Source organism: Pseudomonas sp. PDM27 (assembly GCF_019219205.1).
GTDB classification, from domain to species: domain Bacteria; phylum Pseudomonadota; class Gammaproteobacteria; order Pseudomonadales; family Pseudomonadaceae; genus Aquipseudomonas; species Aquipseudomonas laurylsulfatiphila.
In genome coordinates, this window is sequence record NZ_JAHUWF010000005.1 from 262830 (window position 1) to 279109 (window position 16280).

General features: G+C 61.3%; 8 protein-coding genes and 1 pseudogene. 4 read left to right on the top strand and 5 right to left on the bottom strand.

Features of this window, described 5'->3' with window-relative positions; all coding sequences use genetic code 11:
• Nucleotides 1–133 precede the first annotated feature (133 nt).
• On the bottom strand, nt 134–1618 hold the full coding sequence (putP, locus tag KW838_RS13375) for a sodium/proline symporter PutP (RefSeq protein ID WP_126048845.1): 1485 nt from the start codon (nt 1616–1618) through the stop codon (nt 134–136).
• A 461-nt stretch (nt 1619–2079) separates the two neighbouring features.
• Here putP and putA point away from each other — a divergent pair, with 461 nt between their 5' ends.
• Both putA and KW838_RS13385 read left to right on the top strand, forming a co-directional pair.
• A complete protein-coding gene (gene putA / locus KW838_RS13380; protein ID WP_218501301.1) occupies nt 2080–6030 on the top strand; it encodes a trifunctional transcriptional regulator/proline dehydrogenase/L-glutamate gamma-semialdehyde dehydrogenase in 3951 nt (1316 codons plus the stop codon).
• Nucleotides 6031–6288: 258 nt separating this feature from the next.
• The gene (locus KW838_RS13385) at nt 6289–8091 is read left to right on the top strand and encodes an acyl-CoA dehydrogenase (RefSeq protein WP_218501302.1); all 1803 of its coding nucleotides are present in this window, start codon (nt 6289–6291) and stop codon (nt 8089–8091) included.
• A 90-nt stretch (nt 8092–8181) separates the two neighbouring features.
• Here the strand turns inward: KW838_RS13385 and KW838_RS29900 are convergent, their stop codons facing one another.
• The 4 genes and pseudogenes from KW838_RS29900 to KW838_RS13400 form a co-directional block, all read right to left on the bottom strand.
• On the bottom strand, nt 8182–9027 hold the full coding sequence (locus tag KW838_RS29900; RefSeq protein WP_371317840.1) for a methyl-accepting chemotaxis protein: 846 nt from the start codon (nt 9025–9027) through the stop codon (nt 8182–8184).
• 18 nt (nt 9028–9045) lie between these two features.
• Nucleotides 9046–10119 (bottom strand): annotated as a pseudogene (locus KW838_RS29905) (cache domain-containing protein); the annotation flags it as partial.
• A 100-nt stretch (nt 10120–10219) separates the two neighbouring features.
• Nucleotides 10220–10522, bottom strand: a complete 303-nt coding sequence (locus KW838_RS13395) for a cell division protein ZapA (protein WP_102698611.1) — start codon at nt 10520–10522, stop codon at nt 10220–10222.
• A complete protein-coding gene (locus KW838_RS13400) occupies nt 10519–10749 on the bottom strand; it encodes a hypothetical protein (protein ID WP_007971835.1) in 231 nt (76 codons plus the stop codon). The genes KW838_RS13395 and KW838_RS13400 overlap by 4 nt, the downstream gene beginning before the upstream one ends.
• A gap of 376 nt (nt 10750–11125) precedes the next feature.
• On the opposite strand from KW838_RS13400, the gene KW838_RS13405 reads away from it, so the two are divergent.
• Both KW838_RS13405 and mscK read left to right on the top strand, forming a co-directional pair.
• The gene (locus KW838_RS13405) at nt 11126–12868 is read left to right on the top strand and encodes a potassium/proton antiporter (protein ID WP_102698610.1); all 1743 of its coding nucleotides are present in this window, start codon (nt 11126–11128) and stop codon (nt 12866–12868) included.
• Nucleotides 12869–12902: 34 nt separating this feature from the next.
• On the top strand, nt 12903–16271 hold the full coding sequence (mscK, locus tag KW838_RS13410; protein ID WP_218501304.1) for a mechanosensitive channel MscK: 3369 nt from the start codon (nt 12903–12905) through the stop codon (nt 16269–16271).
• Nucleotides 16272–16280 lie beyond the last annotated feature (9 nt).

Below are 16280 nucleotides of genomic sequence, written 5' to 3' on the forward strand. Positions count from 1 at the left end.
CTGAAAAGGACCGCAGATATTGGAGGGCCAAAGCTTGTTTTTTGGACTTGGCTTGCAAAAAAAACGGCCCGCACCATAAGGCTGCGAGCCGTTTCTTTTATCAGGGATGGGAAGCACTCCCCCCCATCACTCATCACTTGTTCAGACGATAATCACGCTCTGCCGCCGCAAAACGCTGGAACATGCCGGCAGTCGGCGTGCCCATTTTGCTGACGAAGTAGATCGCCAGGCTGGCGAAGATGAAGCCCGGGATGATTTCGTACAGGCCCAGCAGTTCGAAGTGCTTCCAGACGATCACGGTGATCGCGCCGACCAGGATGCCGGCCAGTGCGCCGTTGCGGGTCATGTCTTTCCAGATCACGGAGATCAGCACGACCGGACCGAATGCGGCACCGAAACCGGCCCAGGCGTAGCTCACCAGGCCCAGTACACGGTTTTCCGGGTTGGACGCCAGGGCGATCGCCACCAGGGCAACCAACAACACCATGGCACGACCGACCCAGACCAGCTCCAGCTGCGAAGCGGATTTACGCAGGAAGGTCTTGTAGAAGTCTTCGGTCAGGGCGCTCGAGCACACCAGCAACTGGCAGCTCAGGGTGCTCATCACCGCAGCCAGAATGGCCGACAGCAGGATACCCGCGATCCATGGGTTGAACAGGATCTTGGCCAGCTCGATGAACACACGCTCGTGGTTCTCGGTGACTGCGCCAGCCACGTCCGGATGCGCCGAGAAGTAGGCGATACCGAAGAAGCCCACAGCCACGGTGCCGCCCAGGCACAGGATCATCCAGGTCATGGAGATGCGGCGAGCGTTGGCGATCGATTTAACCGAATCGGCCGCCATGAAACGCGCCAGGATGTGCGGCTGACCGAAGTAGCCAAGACCCCAGCCCATCAGCGAGATGATGCCGATGAAAGTGGTGCCCTTGAGCATGTCGAAGTTGCTTGGATCTTGCGCTTCGATGGCCAGGAAGGTGGTGTCGACACCACCGGTTGCCAGCAGCACGATGATTGGCGTCAGGATCAACGCGAAGATCATCAGGGTGGCTTGTACGGTATCGGTCCAGCTTACGGCCAGGAATCCACCGATAAAGGTGTAGGCAATCGTCGCCGCAGCACCGGCCCACAGCGCCGTCTCGTAGGACATGCCGAAGGTGCTTTCGAACAGACGGGCACCGGCCACGATGCCGGAAGCGCAGTAGATGGTGAAGAACACCAGGATCACGACCGCAGAGATGATCCGCAGCAGGCCGCTCTTGTCTTCGAAACGGCTGGCGAAGTAGTCCGGCAGGGTCAGTGCATCACCGTTGTGCTCGGTCTGTACACGTAGACGGCCGGCGACGAACAGCCAGTTCAGGTAGGCACCGACGATCAGGCCGATGGCGATCCAGCTTTCGGAAAGACCGGACATGTAGATTGCGCCGGGCAAGCCCATCAACAACCAGCCGCTCATGTCGGAGGCACCGGCGGACAGTGCAGTCACGACGCTGCCCAGGCTGCGACCGCCCAGGATGTAGTCGGAAAGATTGTTGGTGGAGCGATAGGCCATCAAGCCGATCAGCACCATTGCTGCGATGTAGATCACGAACGTGATCAGGGTTGGATTGCTTACGCTCATTAAGTTACGCCCTGGCTTTGTTTTTATGTAGCGGCGGCTGGTGAACCGCTCGCAAACGCATACGTTTGACAGACGATCCGGATTCCCGCGCATTTATGACTGATGTTTCCCCAGGAAAGCCATCAGCCGGAGCACCCGGTTTCTGCCCGGGTTGCACCTTGGGCGCGAATGCTATTCAACAAAGCAAATATGGTGCAACCTGTTTCTTGAGAATAAGTTGCACCCTTTTCAATTTGCGACAAATCCTACGGTTTTTGCTCCCTTTTAGCGCAGTTCAGACGCTTTACTAGAAGCAAAAGCACCAAGCAGGAGCAGCACGCTCGTACCAGAAATTAATTCCCGACGAGGCGCCGATTTTTCCTGCAAAAAAAGGGTTGCACCCGGTTGCACCTCGACAGTCGCACGGCTAATCTTGCCGCCAGCTGATGCCACGCAGTCGTGGCAAACATGAGGATAAAAACATGGCTACCACCACCCTTGGGGTCAAACTTGACGACCCGACCCGCGAACGCCTCAAGGCCGCCGCGACCTCGATTGATCGCACACCGCACTGGTTGATCAAGCAGGCAATCTTCAATTACCTGGAAAAACTCGAGGGTGGTGCAACCCTGACCGAGCTGAGCGGCCTGACCAAGGACTCCGACGACAGCGTCGACGCGCCTCTGGATCACGCCCACCAGTGCTTCCTCGAATTCGCCGAAAGCATCCTGCCGCAGTCGGTTCTGCGCGCCTCGATCACCGCCGCCTACCGCCGCCCTGAGCCGGAAGTCGTGCCGATGCTGATCGAGCAGGCTCGCCTGCCGGCCCCGATGGCCGAAGCCACCAACAAACTCGCCGCCTCGATTGCTGAAAAACTGCGCAACCAGAAGAGCGCTGGCGGCCGTGCCGGCATCGTTCAGGGCCTGCTGCAGGAATTCTCCCTGTCGTCCCAGGAAGGTGTGGCACTGATGTGTCTGGCCGAAGCGCTGCTGCGCATCCCGGACAAAGGCACCCGTGACGCCCTGATCCGCGACAAGATCAGCACCGGTAACTGGCAGCCGCACCTGGGCAACAGCCCTTCGCTGTTCGTCAACGCCGCCACCTGGGGCTTGCTGTTGACCGGCAAGCTTGTATCCACGCACAACGAAGCCGGCCTGACTTCGTCCCTGAGCCGCATCATCGGCAAGAGCGGCGAGCCGATGATCCGCAAGGGTGTCGACATGGCCATGCGCCTGATGGGCGAGCAGTTCGTGACGGGCGAAACCATCGCCGAAGCCCTGGCCAACGCCAGCAAGTTCGAAGCCAAGGGCTTCCGCTATTCCTACGACATGCTGGGTGAAGCCGCACTCACCGAGCACGACGCCCAGAAGTACCTGGCCTCGTACGAACAAGCCATCCACTCGATCGGCAAAGCGTCCCACGGTCGCGGGATTTATGAAGGCCCGGGCATTTCCATCAAGCTGTCCGCCCTGCACCCGCGCTACAGCCGCGCCCAGTACGAGCGCGTGATGGATGAGCTGTACCCGCGCCTGCTGTCGCTGACCCTGCTGGCCAAGCAATACGACATCGGCCTGAACATCGACGCCGAAGAAGCCGACCGTCTCGAGCTGTCGCTGGATCTGCTCGAGCGCCTGTGCTTCGAGCCGCAACTGACCGGCTGGAACGGCATCGGTTTCGTGATCCAGGCTTATCAGAAGCGCTGCCCGTACGTGATCGACTACGTGATCGACCTGGCTCGTCGCAGCCGTCATCGCCTGATGATCCGCTTGGTAAAAGGCGCGTACTGGGACAGCGAAATCAAGCGCGCCCAGGTCGAAGGCCTGGAAGGCTACCCGGTCTATACCCGCAAGGTGTACACCGACGTGTCCTACATCGCTTGCGCGCGCAAGCTGCTGTCGGTGCCGGAAGTCATCTACCCGCAGTTCGCCACGCACAACGCCCACACCCTGTCGGCCATCTACCACATCGCCGGTCAGAACTATTACCCGGGCCAGTACGAGTTCCAGTGCCTGCACGGCATGGGTGAACCGCTGTACGAACAGGTTGTAGGCAAAGTCTCCGAAGGCAAGCTGAACCGTCCGTGCCGCGTGTACGCGCCGGTCGGCACCCACGAAACCCTGCTGGCTTACCTGGTGCGTCGCCTGCTGGAAAACGGCGCGAACACTTCGTTCGTCAACCGTATCGCCGACCAGTCGATTTCGATCCAGGAACTGGTAGCCGATCCGGTAGCCAGCATTGAGCAGATGGCAACCGTGGAAGGTGGTTTCGGCCTGCCGCACCCGCGCATTCCGCTGCCGCGTGACCTGTATGGCGCCGAGCGCGCCAACTCCAGCGGCATCGACATGGCCAACGAACATCGTTTGGCGTCGCTGTCCTGCGCACTTCTCGCTACCGCGCACAACCACTGGAAAGCCGCACCGATACTCGGCTGCGCGTCCAGCAACGAAGCCCCGGCTCCCGTGCTGAACCCGTCCGATCTGCGTGACGTGGTCGGCCATGTACAGGAAGCGACCGTCGAAGACGTCGACAATGCGATCCAGTGCGCCCTCAACGCTGCACCGATCTGGCAGGCCACCCCGCCCGCCGAACGCGCCGCGATCCTGGAACGTGCCGCCGACCTGATGGAAGCCGAGATCCAGCCGCTGATGGGCCTGCTGGCCCGCGAAGCCGGCAAGACCTTCGCCAACGCCATCGCTGAAGTCCGCGAGGCCGTGGACTTCCTGCGTTACTACGCGGTGCAGGCACGCAACGACTTCACCAACGACGCTCACCGTCCGCTGGGTCCAGTGGTGTGCATCAGCCCGTGGAACTTCCCGCTGGCGATCTTCAGTGGTCAAGTGGCTGCAGCGCTGGCCGCCGGTAACCCGGTACTGGCCAAGCCTGCGGAACAGACCCCCCTGGTCGCCGCTCAAGCCGTGCGCCTGCTGCTCGAAGCCGGCATTCCCGAGGGCGTGCTGCAACTGCTGCCGGGTCGCGGTGAAACCGTCGGTGCCGGCCTGGTCGGCGACGATCGCGTCAAAGGCGTGATGTTCACCGGCTCCACCGAAGTCGCGCGCTTGCTGCAACGCAACATCGCCGGCCGCCTGGACAGCCAGGGCCGTCCGATCCCGCTGATCGCCGAAACCGGTGGCCAGAACGCGATGATCGTCGACTCTTCGGCACTGACCGAACAAGTGGTGATCGACGTGGTTTCGTCGGCGTTCGACAGCGCCGGTCAGCGTTGCTCGGCCCTGCGCGTCCTGTGCCTGCAGGAAGACTCCGCCGATCGCGTCATCGAAATGCTCAAGGGCGCGATGGCTGAAAGCCGTCTCGGCAACCCTGAGCGTCTGTCCGTGGACATCGGCCCGGTGATCGACGCCGAAGCCAAGGCTGGCATCGAGAAGCACATCCAGGCCATGCGCGACAAAGGTCGCAGCGTGTACCAGGTGGCCATCGCCGATGCTGAAGAAGTCAAACGCGGCACCTTCGTGATGCCGACCCTGATCGAACTGGAAAGCTTCGACGAACTGCAACGGGAGATCTTCGGCCCGGTGCTGCACGTGGTTCGCTACAAGCGCAAGGACATCGATCAACTGATCGGCCAGATCAACGCTTCCGGCTACGGCCTGACCCTGGGCGTGCACACCCGCATCGACGAGACCATCGCCAAGGTGATCGACAACGTCAATGCCGGTAACGTCTACGTCAACCGCAACATCGTCGGTGCCGTGGTCGGCGTGCAGCCGTTCGGCGGCGAAGGCCTGTCGGGTACCGGCCCGAAAGCCGGTGGCCCGCTGTACCTGTACCGCCTGCTGTCGACCCGCCCTGCCGATGCGATCGAACAATCCTTCGCTCGTGGCGATGCCGCCGCAGCACCGGACGTTCGTCTGCGCGAAGCCATGAGCAAGCCGCTGACCGCCTTGAAAGCCTGGGCCGACAGCCACAAGTTCGCCGACCTGAGCACCCTGTGCGTGCAATTCGCTGCACAATCGCAAAGCGGCATCACCCGCGTTCTGGCCGGCCCGACCGGCGAGCGCAACAGCTACGCGATCCTGCCACGGGAACACGTGCTGTGCCTGGCGGAAGTCGAAGGCGACCTGCTGACGCAACTGGCGGCGGTACTGGCTGTCGGCGGTTCGGCGGTGTGGCCGGAAGGTGAACTGACCAAGGCGCTGTTCGCACGCCTGCCGAAGGAGATTCAGGCGCGTATCAAGCTGGTTTCCGACTGGAACAAGGACGAAGTGGTGTTTGACGCGGTTGTGCATCACGGCCATTCCGACCAGTTGCGTGCGGTTTGCCAGCAGGTTGCCAAGCGTGCCGGTGCGATTGTCGGGGTTCAGGGCCTGTCGCAGGGCGAGACCAACATTGCGCTGGAGCGTTTGGTGATCGAGCGTGCGTTGAGCGTCAACACCGCTGCGGCGGGTGGTAATGCGAGCTTGATGACCATCGGCTAAACCCGACAATCCGGGCACCTGCAACAGGTGCCCGGTTCAGCAACAATCCCTGTGGGAGCGAGCTTGCTCGCGATAGCGGTCTATCAGTCACCTTTAATATTGACTGATCTGCCGCCATCGCGAGCAAGCTCGCTCCCACAGTGGTTTGTGGCGCTTGCTAAGTTTCTGCGCGGCTCCAACATCACCCTTATCAATCATCCTGTTCAGCTTCTATTCGCAAGACTAGACTCGGCCCATCCCAACAAAAGGTAGGCCGCCATGTCCGAGACGCTGCTCAGTTCCCGCAATCTGGCTTTCGAGCTGTATGAAGTCCTCGATGCCGAGGGCCTGACCCAGCGTGAACGTTTCGCCGAGCACAACCGCGAAACCTTCGATGCCGCCCTCGGCACCGCCCGCAGCATCGCCGAGAAATTCTTCGCCCCGCACAACCGCAAGGGCGACGAGAACGAGCCGCGCTACGAGAACGGTCAGGCGATTCTGATTCCGGAAGTGAAACCGGCGGTGGATGCTTTCCTCGAAGCCGGCTTCCTCAACGCCGCACGCAGTTTCGACGCTGGCGGCATGCAACTTCCTACGCTGCTGTCCCAGGCCTGCTTTTCGCACTTCCAGTCGGCCAACGCGGCGACGACTTCCTATCCGTTCCTGACCATGGGCGCGGCCAACCTGATCGAAAGCTTCGGTACCGAGGAGCAGAAGCGCCGCTTCCTGCAACCGATGATCGATGGCCGCTTCTTCGGCACCATGGCCCTGACCGAACCGCATGCCGGTTCGTCGCTGTCGGATATTCGTACCCGCGCGGAGCCTGCGTCCGACGGTACTTATCGCCTCAAGGGCAACAAGATCTTCATCTCCGGCGGCGATCATCCGCTGTCGGAAAACATCGTGCACATGGTCCTGGCCAAGCTGCCGGACGCGCCGGCCGGGGTGAAGGGCATCTCGCTGTTCATCGTGCCCAAGTACCTGGTCAACGATGACGGCAGCCTCGGCCAGCGCAACGACGTGCTGCTCGCCGGGCTTTTCCACAAGATGGGCTGGCGCGGCACCACCTCCACCGCGCTGAACTTCGGCGATAACGGCGAGTGCGTCGGCTATCTGGTGGGCAAGCCACACCAGGGTTTGAGCTACATGTTCCAGATGATGAACGAGGCGCGGATTGGCGTCGGCATGGGGGCAGTGATGCTCGGCTACGCCGGCTACCTGTATTCGCTGGAATACGCCCGCGAACGTCCGCAAGGACGCGTGCCGGACAGCAAGGACCCGAACACTGCGCCAGTGGCGATCATTCAGCACGCCGACGTCAAACGCATGCTGCTGACACAAAAGGCCTACGTTGAAGGCTCGTTCGACCTCGGCCTGTACGCGGCGCGACTGTTCGACGACACCACCACCCTTGAAACCGAAGCCGAGCGCAAGCAGGCCCATGAACTGCTGGACCTGCTGACGCCGATCGTCAAATCCTGGCCCTCGGAGTTCTGCCTGAAGGCCAACGAACTGGCGATCCAGATCCTCGGCGGCCACGGTTACACCCGTGAATACCCGGTGGAGCAGTACTATCGCGACAACCGTCTGAACCCGATCCACGAAGGCACCCACGGCATTCAGTCGCTGGACCTGTTGGGCCGCAAACTGGCGCAGAACGGTGGCGCGGGGCTCAAGCAACTGATCCGCCTGATCGCCGACACCGCCGAACGTGCCCAGGCCTTCGAGTCGCTGACGCCGCTACGCGAGCCGCTGGAGAAACTGGTGGCGCGCCTGCAAACGGTGACCATTGGTTTGCTGACGGATTTGGGGCAAGGCAAGGTTAATAGCAGCCTGGCGAACTCGGCGCTGTACCTGAAAGTGTTCGGGCACACGGTGATTGGCTGGCGCTGGCTGGAACAGGCCATTCGTGCCGAGGAAGGCTTGGCCAAGGGCAATGCAGCGGATGTGAGCTTCTATAAAGGCAAGCTGCAGGCGGCCCGCTACTTCCTGACATGGGAAGTGCCAGGGTGCCACCATGAGTTGACGATTCTTGAGGCTCGGGATGATGTGTGTCTGGGCATGCAGGATGAGTGGTTCTGACCACAAAAAAGATCGCAGCCTTCGGCAGCTCCTACAGGGAAACGCATTCCCATGTAGGAGCTGCCGCAGGCTGCGATCTTTTGATCTTGATCAGCTCAGCTTGAACCCACCCATCTGCCGCGCCAGGTCATCCGCCAACCGCTGCAATGTCTGGCAATCTTCACGACAAGCCCTGACCTCCCCCGCCGTCGCCCGCGCCAGATCGGAAATGCCCTGCACGTTGCGATTGATTTCCTCGGTGACTGCCGATTGCTCTTCCGTCGCCGTCGCCACCTGATGGTTCATATCGCTGATGCGCTCCACTTGCCCGGTAATCGCCGTCAACGAGGTGCCGGTACGCTGGCTCGACTCGACCCCCGTGCCCGTCGCGGCTTGCCCGGAATGCATCGACGACACCGCGTTCTCCGCGCCTTGCTTGAGGCTGCCGATCATCTGCTGGATTTCATCGGTGGACGATTGCGTACGCCGCGCCAGAGTACGCACTTCATCGGCCACCACGGCGAATCCACGCCCCATGTCGCCAGCGCGCGCCGCTTCGATAGCAGCGTTGAGTGCCAGCAGGTTGGTCTGCTCGGAAATCCCGCGAATCACCGCCAGCACCTGATCGATGGATGCCACTTGATGAGCCAGCTCGGCCACCGCCGTGGCCGCGACGCCGATTTCCCGGGACATGCTTTCAATATGGCGGATAGACCCCCCCACCACCTCCCGCGCCTGCATCGCTTCGTCACGGGCGGTTTGTGACGCGAACGCCGCGTTGCCGGCGTTCTGCGCGATGTCCTGCACGGTCAGGCCCATTTCGTGAACAGCGGTGGCGACCATGTCGGTCATTTCCTGCTGACGACCAGAGCGTTCGGCGGTGTTGTCCACCACCCGCGCCACCTGGCCGACAGCGGTGCGCAGGCGCTCGCTGGTGGTCAGTACTTCGCCGATCATGTCGCGCTGGCTATCCAGGAACCGATTGAAGCCACGAGCCAGATCGCCCAACTCATCGGCGCGACTGGAATCTAACCGGTGGGTCAAATCTCCACCACCGCTACCGATGGCCACCAGCGCCGCTGTTACCTGGCGAATCGGCCGCACCAGCCCTCGGGCCAGCAACACCACCAGCAACAGGCACACCAGCGCCACCGCCAGGCCGATGCCGCTGCTCATCCACATCGCGCGGCGGGCTTCGGCGTAGATCTGCGATTGCGGCACTTCTGCCACCAGGGTCCAGCCGAGATCGCGCAGCGGCAAACTCAAGGCGAGGAAGTCTTCGCCGTCGCGCTGGAAGTCGCTGCTGGTGGCGGCTTTTTGACTCATCAGCGTTTGCGCCGCTGTAGCGCCGATCTGCTCGGTCAAGGTGCGTTTGCCGCTGAATTGCGCCTCGGGATGGACCTGGATCAAACCGTCGGAACGCACGAGATAGACCTTGCCGCGCTCCCCGAAACTGAAGTTGTGAATCAGCTCCGACAGCTCTTTCATGCTCAGGCCAAGCCCGGCAACGCCCACGACTTTGCCGGCCTGTTCGACCTTGAGGTCGATGAACAGCGCCAATTCTCCGGTGGCCGTGTCGTTGTCGATGTTGAGGGTGCGCGGCTGATTGCTGTCGAGGAACGCGTAGAACCAGGCATCTTTGGGATTGGATCGGCTGAGGGTGCGGTCCAGACCCTTTTCGGTGATGTAGTGATTGGACGCGGTGCCGACAATCAGCGCGGTAAAGGCTTTGTGTTCGGCGCGGATGCCTTCCAGATAGGTGGCGAAGGTGGTGGTCCGGGCACTGTCTTCACCCCCGGCCAACCAGTCGCGCACCATGCTGTTGCTGGCGATGTCCTTGGCGGCGGTGAGCGGCTGCACGAGGATCCGCTCGATGTCGTTGCGCATCGCTTCGATGCTCGACGGCAAGGCTTGCTCGACCAGATAGCTCTGGGCGAGACGGTTGACCACGAGGGTATAAATGCCAACCACGATCAGGATGCTGACCAGCAGGGCGGTGCCCATGCTCAGGATCAACTGCCATTGAATACTGCGTCGCCAGAACTGCATGGAGCACCCCCAAAGAATAAGAGGCTGAAACACTGCAACAGCCGTGCCGATTGTATACAGACCAACCGACAATCTATTCTTTGGTTGTGCGCAAAGCCGATCAGGCCTGATTGATCGTCTTGGAGATCACTTCAACCGTGGCGCTGACTTGCTCTTGGTAACGGTCGAGTTCGAGCTTGTGCTGCTTCTGCATTTCAATCTGCTGGGAGCACAGATTCATCGCCGCCAGCACCAGCAGTCGGTCACCGATCAGCGTCGGGTACTTTCTCTTGGTGTCGGCCAGGGCTGCCTTCAACATCATCGCGGCGTCCAGCAGGGTTTGTTCTTCCCCGGCCGGTGCCTTGATCGAATAGTCCTCCCCCAGGATCGAGACGACTTTTACCCCTGCGGCGTTGTAACTCATGCGCTGACAGGGCCTGCGCTGACGCGCTCAACCAGGGCCTGGATGCGAGCCGCCGTGGCGCCTTGTTTCTCTTCCTGCTCCATCAGGCTCAGTTGCAGGCTTTCGTTTTCATCCTTGGCCTGGGCCAGTTCTGCAGTCAGGGTCTGGTTGGTGCCGAGCAGGGTCTGGTTCTGCTGCACCAGGTCGCTGACCAGTTGTTCCAATTGGCTTAGGGATGCTTCCAACATTTTGATATTCCGGGCTTTTTCAAAGGGCGCGTACGATAAAGAAAAGTCACTGTGGATGCCAGGGTTAAACAGGCGCAAAGCCTTGATTTTGCTGACGGGCAACCTTCCTCGCGAGTTTTAAAGACTGCGGTAGGCCAATCTGGTTCCTGCACTTCGTCGCCGAGGCCTTTGCTCTATTACAGAGTGATGCCGAAAAGATCGCAGCCTGCGGCAGCTCCTACATGTAATGCGAGCCTGTGCAGGAGCTGCCGCAGGCTGCGATCTTTTGATCTGCAAAACCTTTTTGACAGCATCACATTTCAACAGGTTAGAATCGCTGGCACGCAGACTGCATGGTCAGTTTGTGCCCGCCTTTCAGCTTTCTGGAGTACTGCCTTTGAATGCGACGACCATCAACAGCCTGTTCTTGATCGGCGCGTTGCTGGTAGGTGCGAGCATTCTGGTGAGCTCCCTTTCATCGCGCCTCGGCATCCCGATTCTGGTGATCATCCTGGCCGTCGGCATGGCGGCCGGTGTCGATGGCGGCGGCATTATCTTCGACAACTACCCCACGGCCTACCTGGTCGGCAACCTCGCACTGGCGGTGATCCTGCTCGATGGCGGCTTGCGTACCCGGGTCTCGAGTTTCCGCGTGGCGTTATGGCCGGCGCTCTCATTGGCCACGGTCGGGGTGCTGATTACCACCGGGCTGACCGGCATGGCGGCCGCCTGGCTGTTCGACCTGAACCTGATCCAGGGCCTGCTGATCGGCGCCATCGTCGGCTCCACCGACGCCGCGGCGGTGTTCTCGCTGTTGGGTGGCAAAGGCCTGAACGAACGGGTAACCGCCAGCCTTGAAATCGAATCCGGCAGCAACGACCCGATGGCGGTGTTCCTCACCGTCACCCTGATCGACATGCTCGCCAGCGGCCAGACCGGCCTGCACTGGAGTCTGCTGACCCACCTGCTGCGCGAGTTCGGCATCGGTGGCGTCATCGGCCTGGGCGGTGGCTGGCTCATGCTGCAACTGGTCAACCGCATCAATCTGGCCACCGGCCTGTATCCGATCCTGGTCATCGCCGGTGGCCTGGTGGTGTTTGCCCTGACCAACGCCCTGCACGGCAGCGGCTTCCTTGCCGTGTACCTGTGCGGCCTGGTGATCGGCAACCGTCCGGTGCGCAGCCGCCACGGCATTTTGCACATGCTCGACGGCATGGCCTGGCTGGCGCAGATCGGCATGTTCCTGGTGCTGGGGCTGTTGGTCACACCTCACGACCTGCTGCCAATCGCCTTGCCGGCTCTGGCCCTGGCGCTGTGGATGATTCTGTTTGCCCGGCCACTGTCGGTGGTGGTCGGCCTGCTGCCGTTCAAGGCATTCCATGGTCGTGAGAAAGCGTTCATTTCCTGGGTCGGCTTGCGCGGCGCGGTCCCGATCATTCTCGCGGTGTTCCCGCTGATGGCCGGCCTGCCCAACGCCCAGCTGTACTTCAACCTCGCCTTCTTTATCGTGTTGGTGTCGCTGCTGGTTCAGGGCACGAGCCTGCCGTGGGTCGCCAAGCTGCTGAAGGTGACGGTACCTCCGGAGCCTGCACCCATCTCGCGCTCGGCCCTGGAAGTGCATGTCACCAGCGAGTGGGAGCTGTTCGTTTATCGCCTCGGTGCGGAAAAATGGTGCATCGGTTCACCCCTGCGTGAGCTGAAAATGCCCGAAGGCACCCGTATCGCGGCCCTGTTTCGTGGTCAACAATTGCTCCATCCGTCGGGTAGTACGGTGCTGGAAGTCGATGATTTGCTGTGTGTTATCGGCCATGAACACAACCTGCCGGCCCTCGGAAAACTCTTCAGCCAGGCACCCCAACGGGGCCTCGATCTGCGCTTCTTCGGCGACTTCGTACTCGAAGGAGACGCCCAGCTGGCCGCGGTTGCGGCCCTGTATGGGCTGAAGGTCGAAGGCATCGATCCGGACATGTCCCTGGGCCGCTTCATTGCCCAGAAAGTCGGCGGCGCGCCGGTGGTGGGTGACCAGGTGGAATGGAACAACACCATCTGGACCGTGGCGGTCATGGACGGGAACAAGATCGGCAAAGTGGGCGTCAGATTCCCCGAAGGAAGTCGCCCGGGTCCCGGACTCTTCCTCTAAACTGCTTCCACTCTCACTTGCTTGACCGGTCTTTATGCCTAACCTGCGCTCCTTTTTCGCCATTGCCCTTCTGGGCTTGAGTCTCTCTGTCGGCCCCCTTGGTTTTTCACAAGCGGTACAAGCGGCCGAACCGCCCTCCAGCGAAGCCGTGCAAGCGAGCCTGGACAAGATTGCCGACCGCAAACTGCCGGAAGCCGATCAGAAGGCCTTGCAATCCGTCCTGCAAGGCACGCTGAACCAGCTCAACAACAAGCGCGATTACGAGCAGAAGCTGATCGAGCTCAAGCAAACGTTGAGTTCTGCACCCAAGCAGACGATCGAGAACCAGCGCGAACTGACCCGCCTCAAGGCCAGCCCTGTGGTGCCGGTGGCGCAGCGCTTCGCCAAAGAATCGATCCAGCAGCTGGAGCAAATGCTCACTGAGCGCTCCACCCAGCAAAGCGACCTGCAAAAAGCCCTGGGCGATGCCAACAGCCTGACCATCACTGCCCAGACCCGCCCCGAGCGCGCCCAGGCGGAGATATCCGCCAGTCAGACGCGCATCCAGCAGATCAACAATATCCTCAAGAACGGCAAGGACGCCGGCAAGACCCTGAGCGCCGAGCAGCGCGACCAGCTCAATGCCGAACTGGCGGCACTGAACGCCCTGATCCCGCTGCGCCGCCAGGAACTGGCCGGCAATACCCAATTGCAAGATCTCGGCAACAGCCAGCATGACCTGCTGTCGGAGCGATCCGACCGCCTGGACAAGGAAATCCAGGAACTGCAAACCCTGATCAACCAGAAGCGTCTGGCATTGTCCCAGGAAACGGTCACCCAGCAATCCATCGAAGCGCAGAAGGCCGGCGGCAGCAGCCTGCTGGCCACCGAAAGCGCGGCCAACCTGAAGCTCTCGGACTACCTGCTCAAAAGCACCGACCGCCTCAACGAAGTCACCCAGCAGAACCTGCAGACCAAGCAACAACTGGACAGCCTGACCCAGAGCGATTCGGCGCTGGACGAGCAAATCAACGTACTCAAAGGCAGCCTGCTGCTCTCGAAGATTCTCTACAAACAGAAACAGGCGTTGCCGCGCCTGCGGCTCGACCGCAACCTGGCCGACCAGATCGCTGACATTCGCCTGTATCAGTTCGAAGTCAGCCAGCAACGGGAACTGCTGAGCAATCCGACCACCTACGTTGAAAACCTGCTGTCGACCCAGCCCCCCGAGCAAGTCACGCCGCAGTTGCGCAAAAGCCTGATGGAACTGGCCACCACCCGCGCCGACCTGCTCGAGCGGCTCAATCGCGAACTGAGCGCAGTGCTCAATGAATCCATCACCCTGCAACTGAACCAGAAACAGCTGCTCAGCACCGCACAAAGCCTGCGGGCGACGCTCGATGAGCAGATGTTCTGGATTCCCAGCAACAAGCCGCTGGACCTGGAGTGGATTCACAGCGTGCCGGATCGCCTCCAGCGTCAACTCGACTCACTCCCGGTACTTTCAAGCCTGAGCGAACTGACCGACGGTTTGACCCAACGCCCACTGCTGTTCCTGCCATTGGCGCTGCTGATCGGTGCGCTGCTGTGGCGGCGCAAGAGTCTGTACGCACGACTGAACAAGGTTCACCAGGACATCGGTCACTTCAAGCGCGATAGCCAGTGGCACACCCCGCAGGCGATTCTGATCAACATCCTGCTGGCGATGCCGGTTTCCCTGGGCCTGGCCCTGTGTGGCCTGGCCCTGCAAATCGACGCCCGTGGGCAGAACGCCAATATGGGCGCGGCGCTGCTGCAAATGGCCGGGGCCTGGCTGGTGTTCTACACCGCCTACCGGATCCTCGCACCGGGTGGCGTGGCAGAACTGCATTTCCGCTGGGAAAAGCCCCAGGTGGAATTCCTGCGCAGATGGATCCGCCGTCTCGGCATCGTGGTGATGGCACTGGTGACCGTAGTGGCCGTTGCCGAACTGCAACCGGCGGCACTGGCCGATGACGTGCTCGGCATGCCGGTGGTGCTCACCTGCTACGCCTTGATGACCTTGCTGCTCAGCCGCCTGCTCATCAGCAGCCCGACTCACGAGAACGCCTCGCTGTTCCGCAAACTGGTGGGGATCCTGTTCACCGCCCTGCCTGTCGCGCTGTTCGTGGCGGTGTGCTTCGGCTACTACTACACCGCACTTAAGCTCAGCGACCGCTTGATCAATACCCTGTACCTGCTGATGTTCTGGCTGGTGATCGAAGCCACCTTCGTGCGCGGCCTCAGCGTGGCGGCCCGGCGTCTGGCCTACCAGCGCGCCCTGGCCAAGCGCCTGGCCGCCAAAGAGGCCGGCGACGGCGAAGCGGTGATCGAAGAGCCGACCATGGACATCGAGAAGGTCAACGAACAATCCCTGCGCCTGATCCGCCTGGCGCTGCTCGGCGGCTTCATGGCGGCGCTGTATTGGGTCTGGGCCGACCTGATCACCGTGTTCTCGTACCTGGACAACATCACCCTCTACGAATACACCAGCGGTACCGGCGCCAACATGAGCATGGTGCCGATCAGCATCGGCGACATGCTCGGTGCGTTGATCATCATCGGCATCACCTTCGCCCTGGCGCGCAACTTGCCCGGCCTGCTGGAAGTCTTCGTGCTGTCCAAGCTCAACCTGGCCCAGGGCAGCGCCTACGCGACCACCACGTTGCTCTCGTACGTGATCGCCGGCGTCGGTTTCGTCTCGACCCTGTCGACCCTGGGCGTGAGCTGGGACAAGTTGCAATGGCTGGTGGCGGCGCTGTCGGTCGGCCTCGGTTTCGGCATGCAGGAAATCTTCGCCAACTTCATTTCCGGCATCATGATTCTGTTCGAACGTCCGGTGCGGATCGGTGACACCATCACCATCGGCAACCTGTCGGGTACGGTGAGCAAGATCCGTATCCGTGCCACGACCATCACCGACTTCGACCGCAAGGACATCATCGTCCCGAACAAGACGTTCATCACCGGGCAACTGATCAACTGGTCGCTGACCGACACCATCACCCGGGTGACCCTCAAGCTCGGTGTCGACTACGGCTCGGACCTGGACCTGGTGAAAGAATTGCTGCTCAAGGCTGCACGGGATAACCCGCGCGTCCTGAAAGATCCGGAGCCGCATGTGTACTTCCTGAATTTCGGTGAAAGCACCCTCGACCACGAGTTGCGCATGCACGTGCGCGACCTCGGCGACCGCAACCCGGTGCTCGACGAGGTCAACCGCTTCATCAACCGCGAGTTCAAGAAGCAGCACATCAACATCTCGTTCCGGCAGATGGAGGTCTACCTCAAGAACCTGCACGGCCAGGAATACAAGATGGTGCCGATCGAGCCGGAAGCGAAAACCATCGTGCCGATCGTCGACGGCAAGCCGGCGCAAGAACCGCCTGCCGCCAAACTCGACTAACCGGCCTTT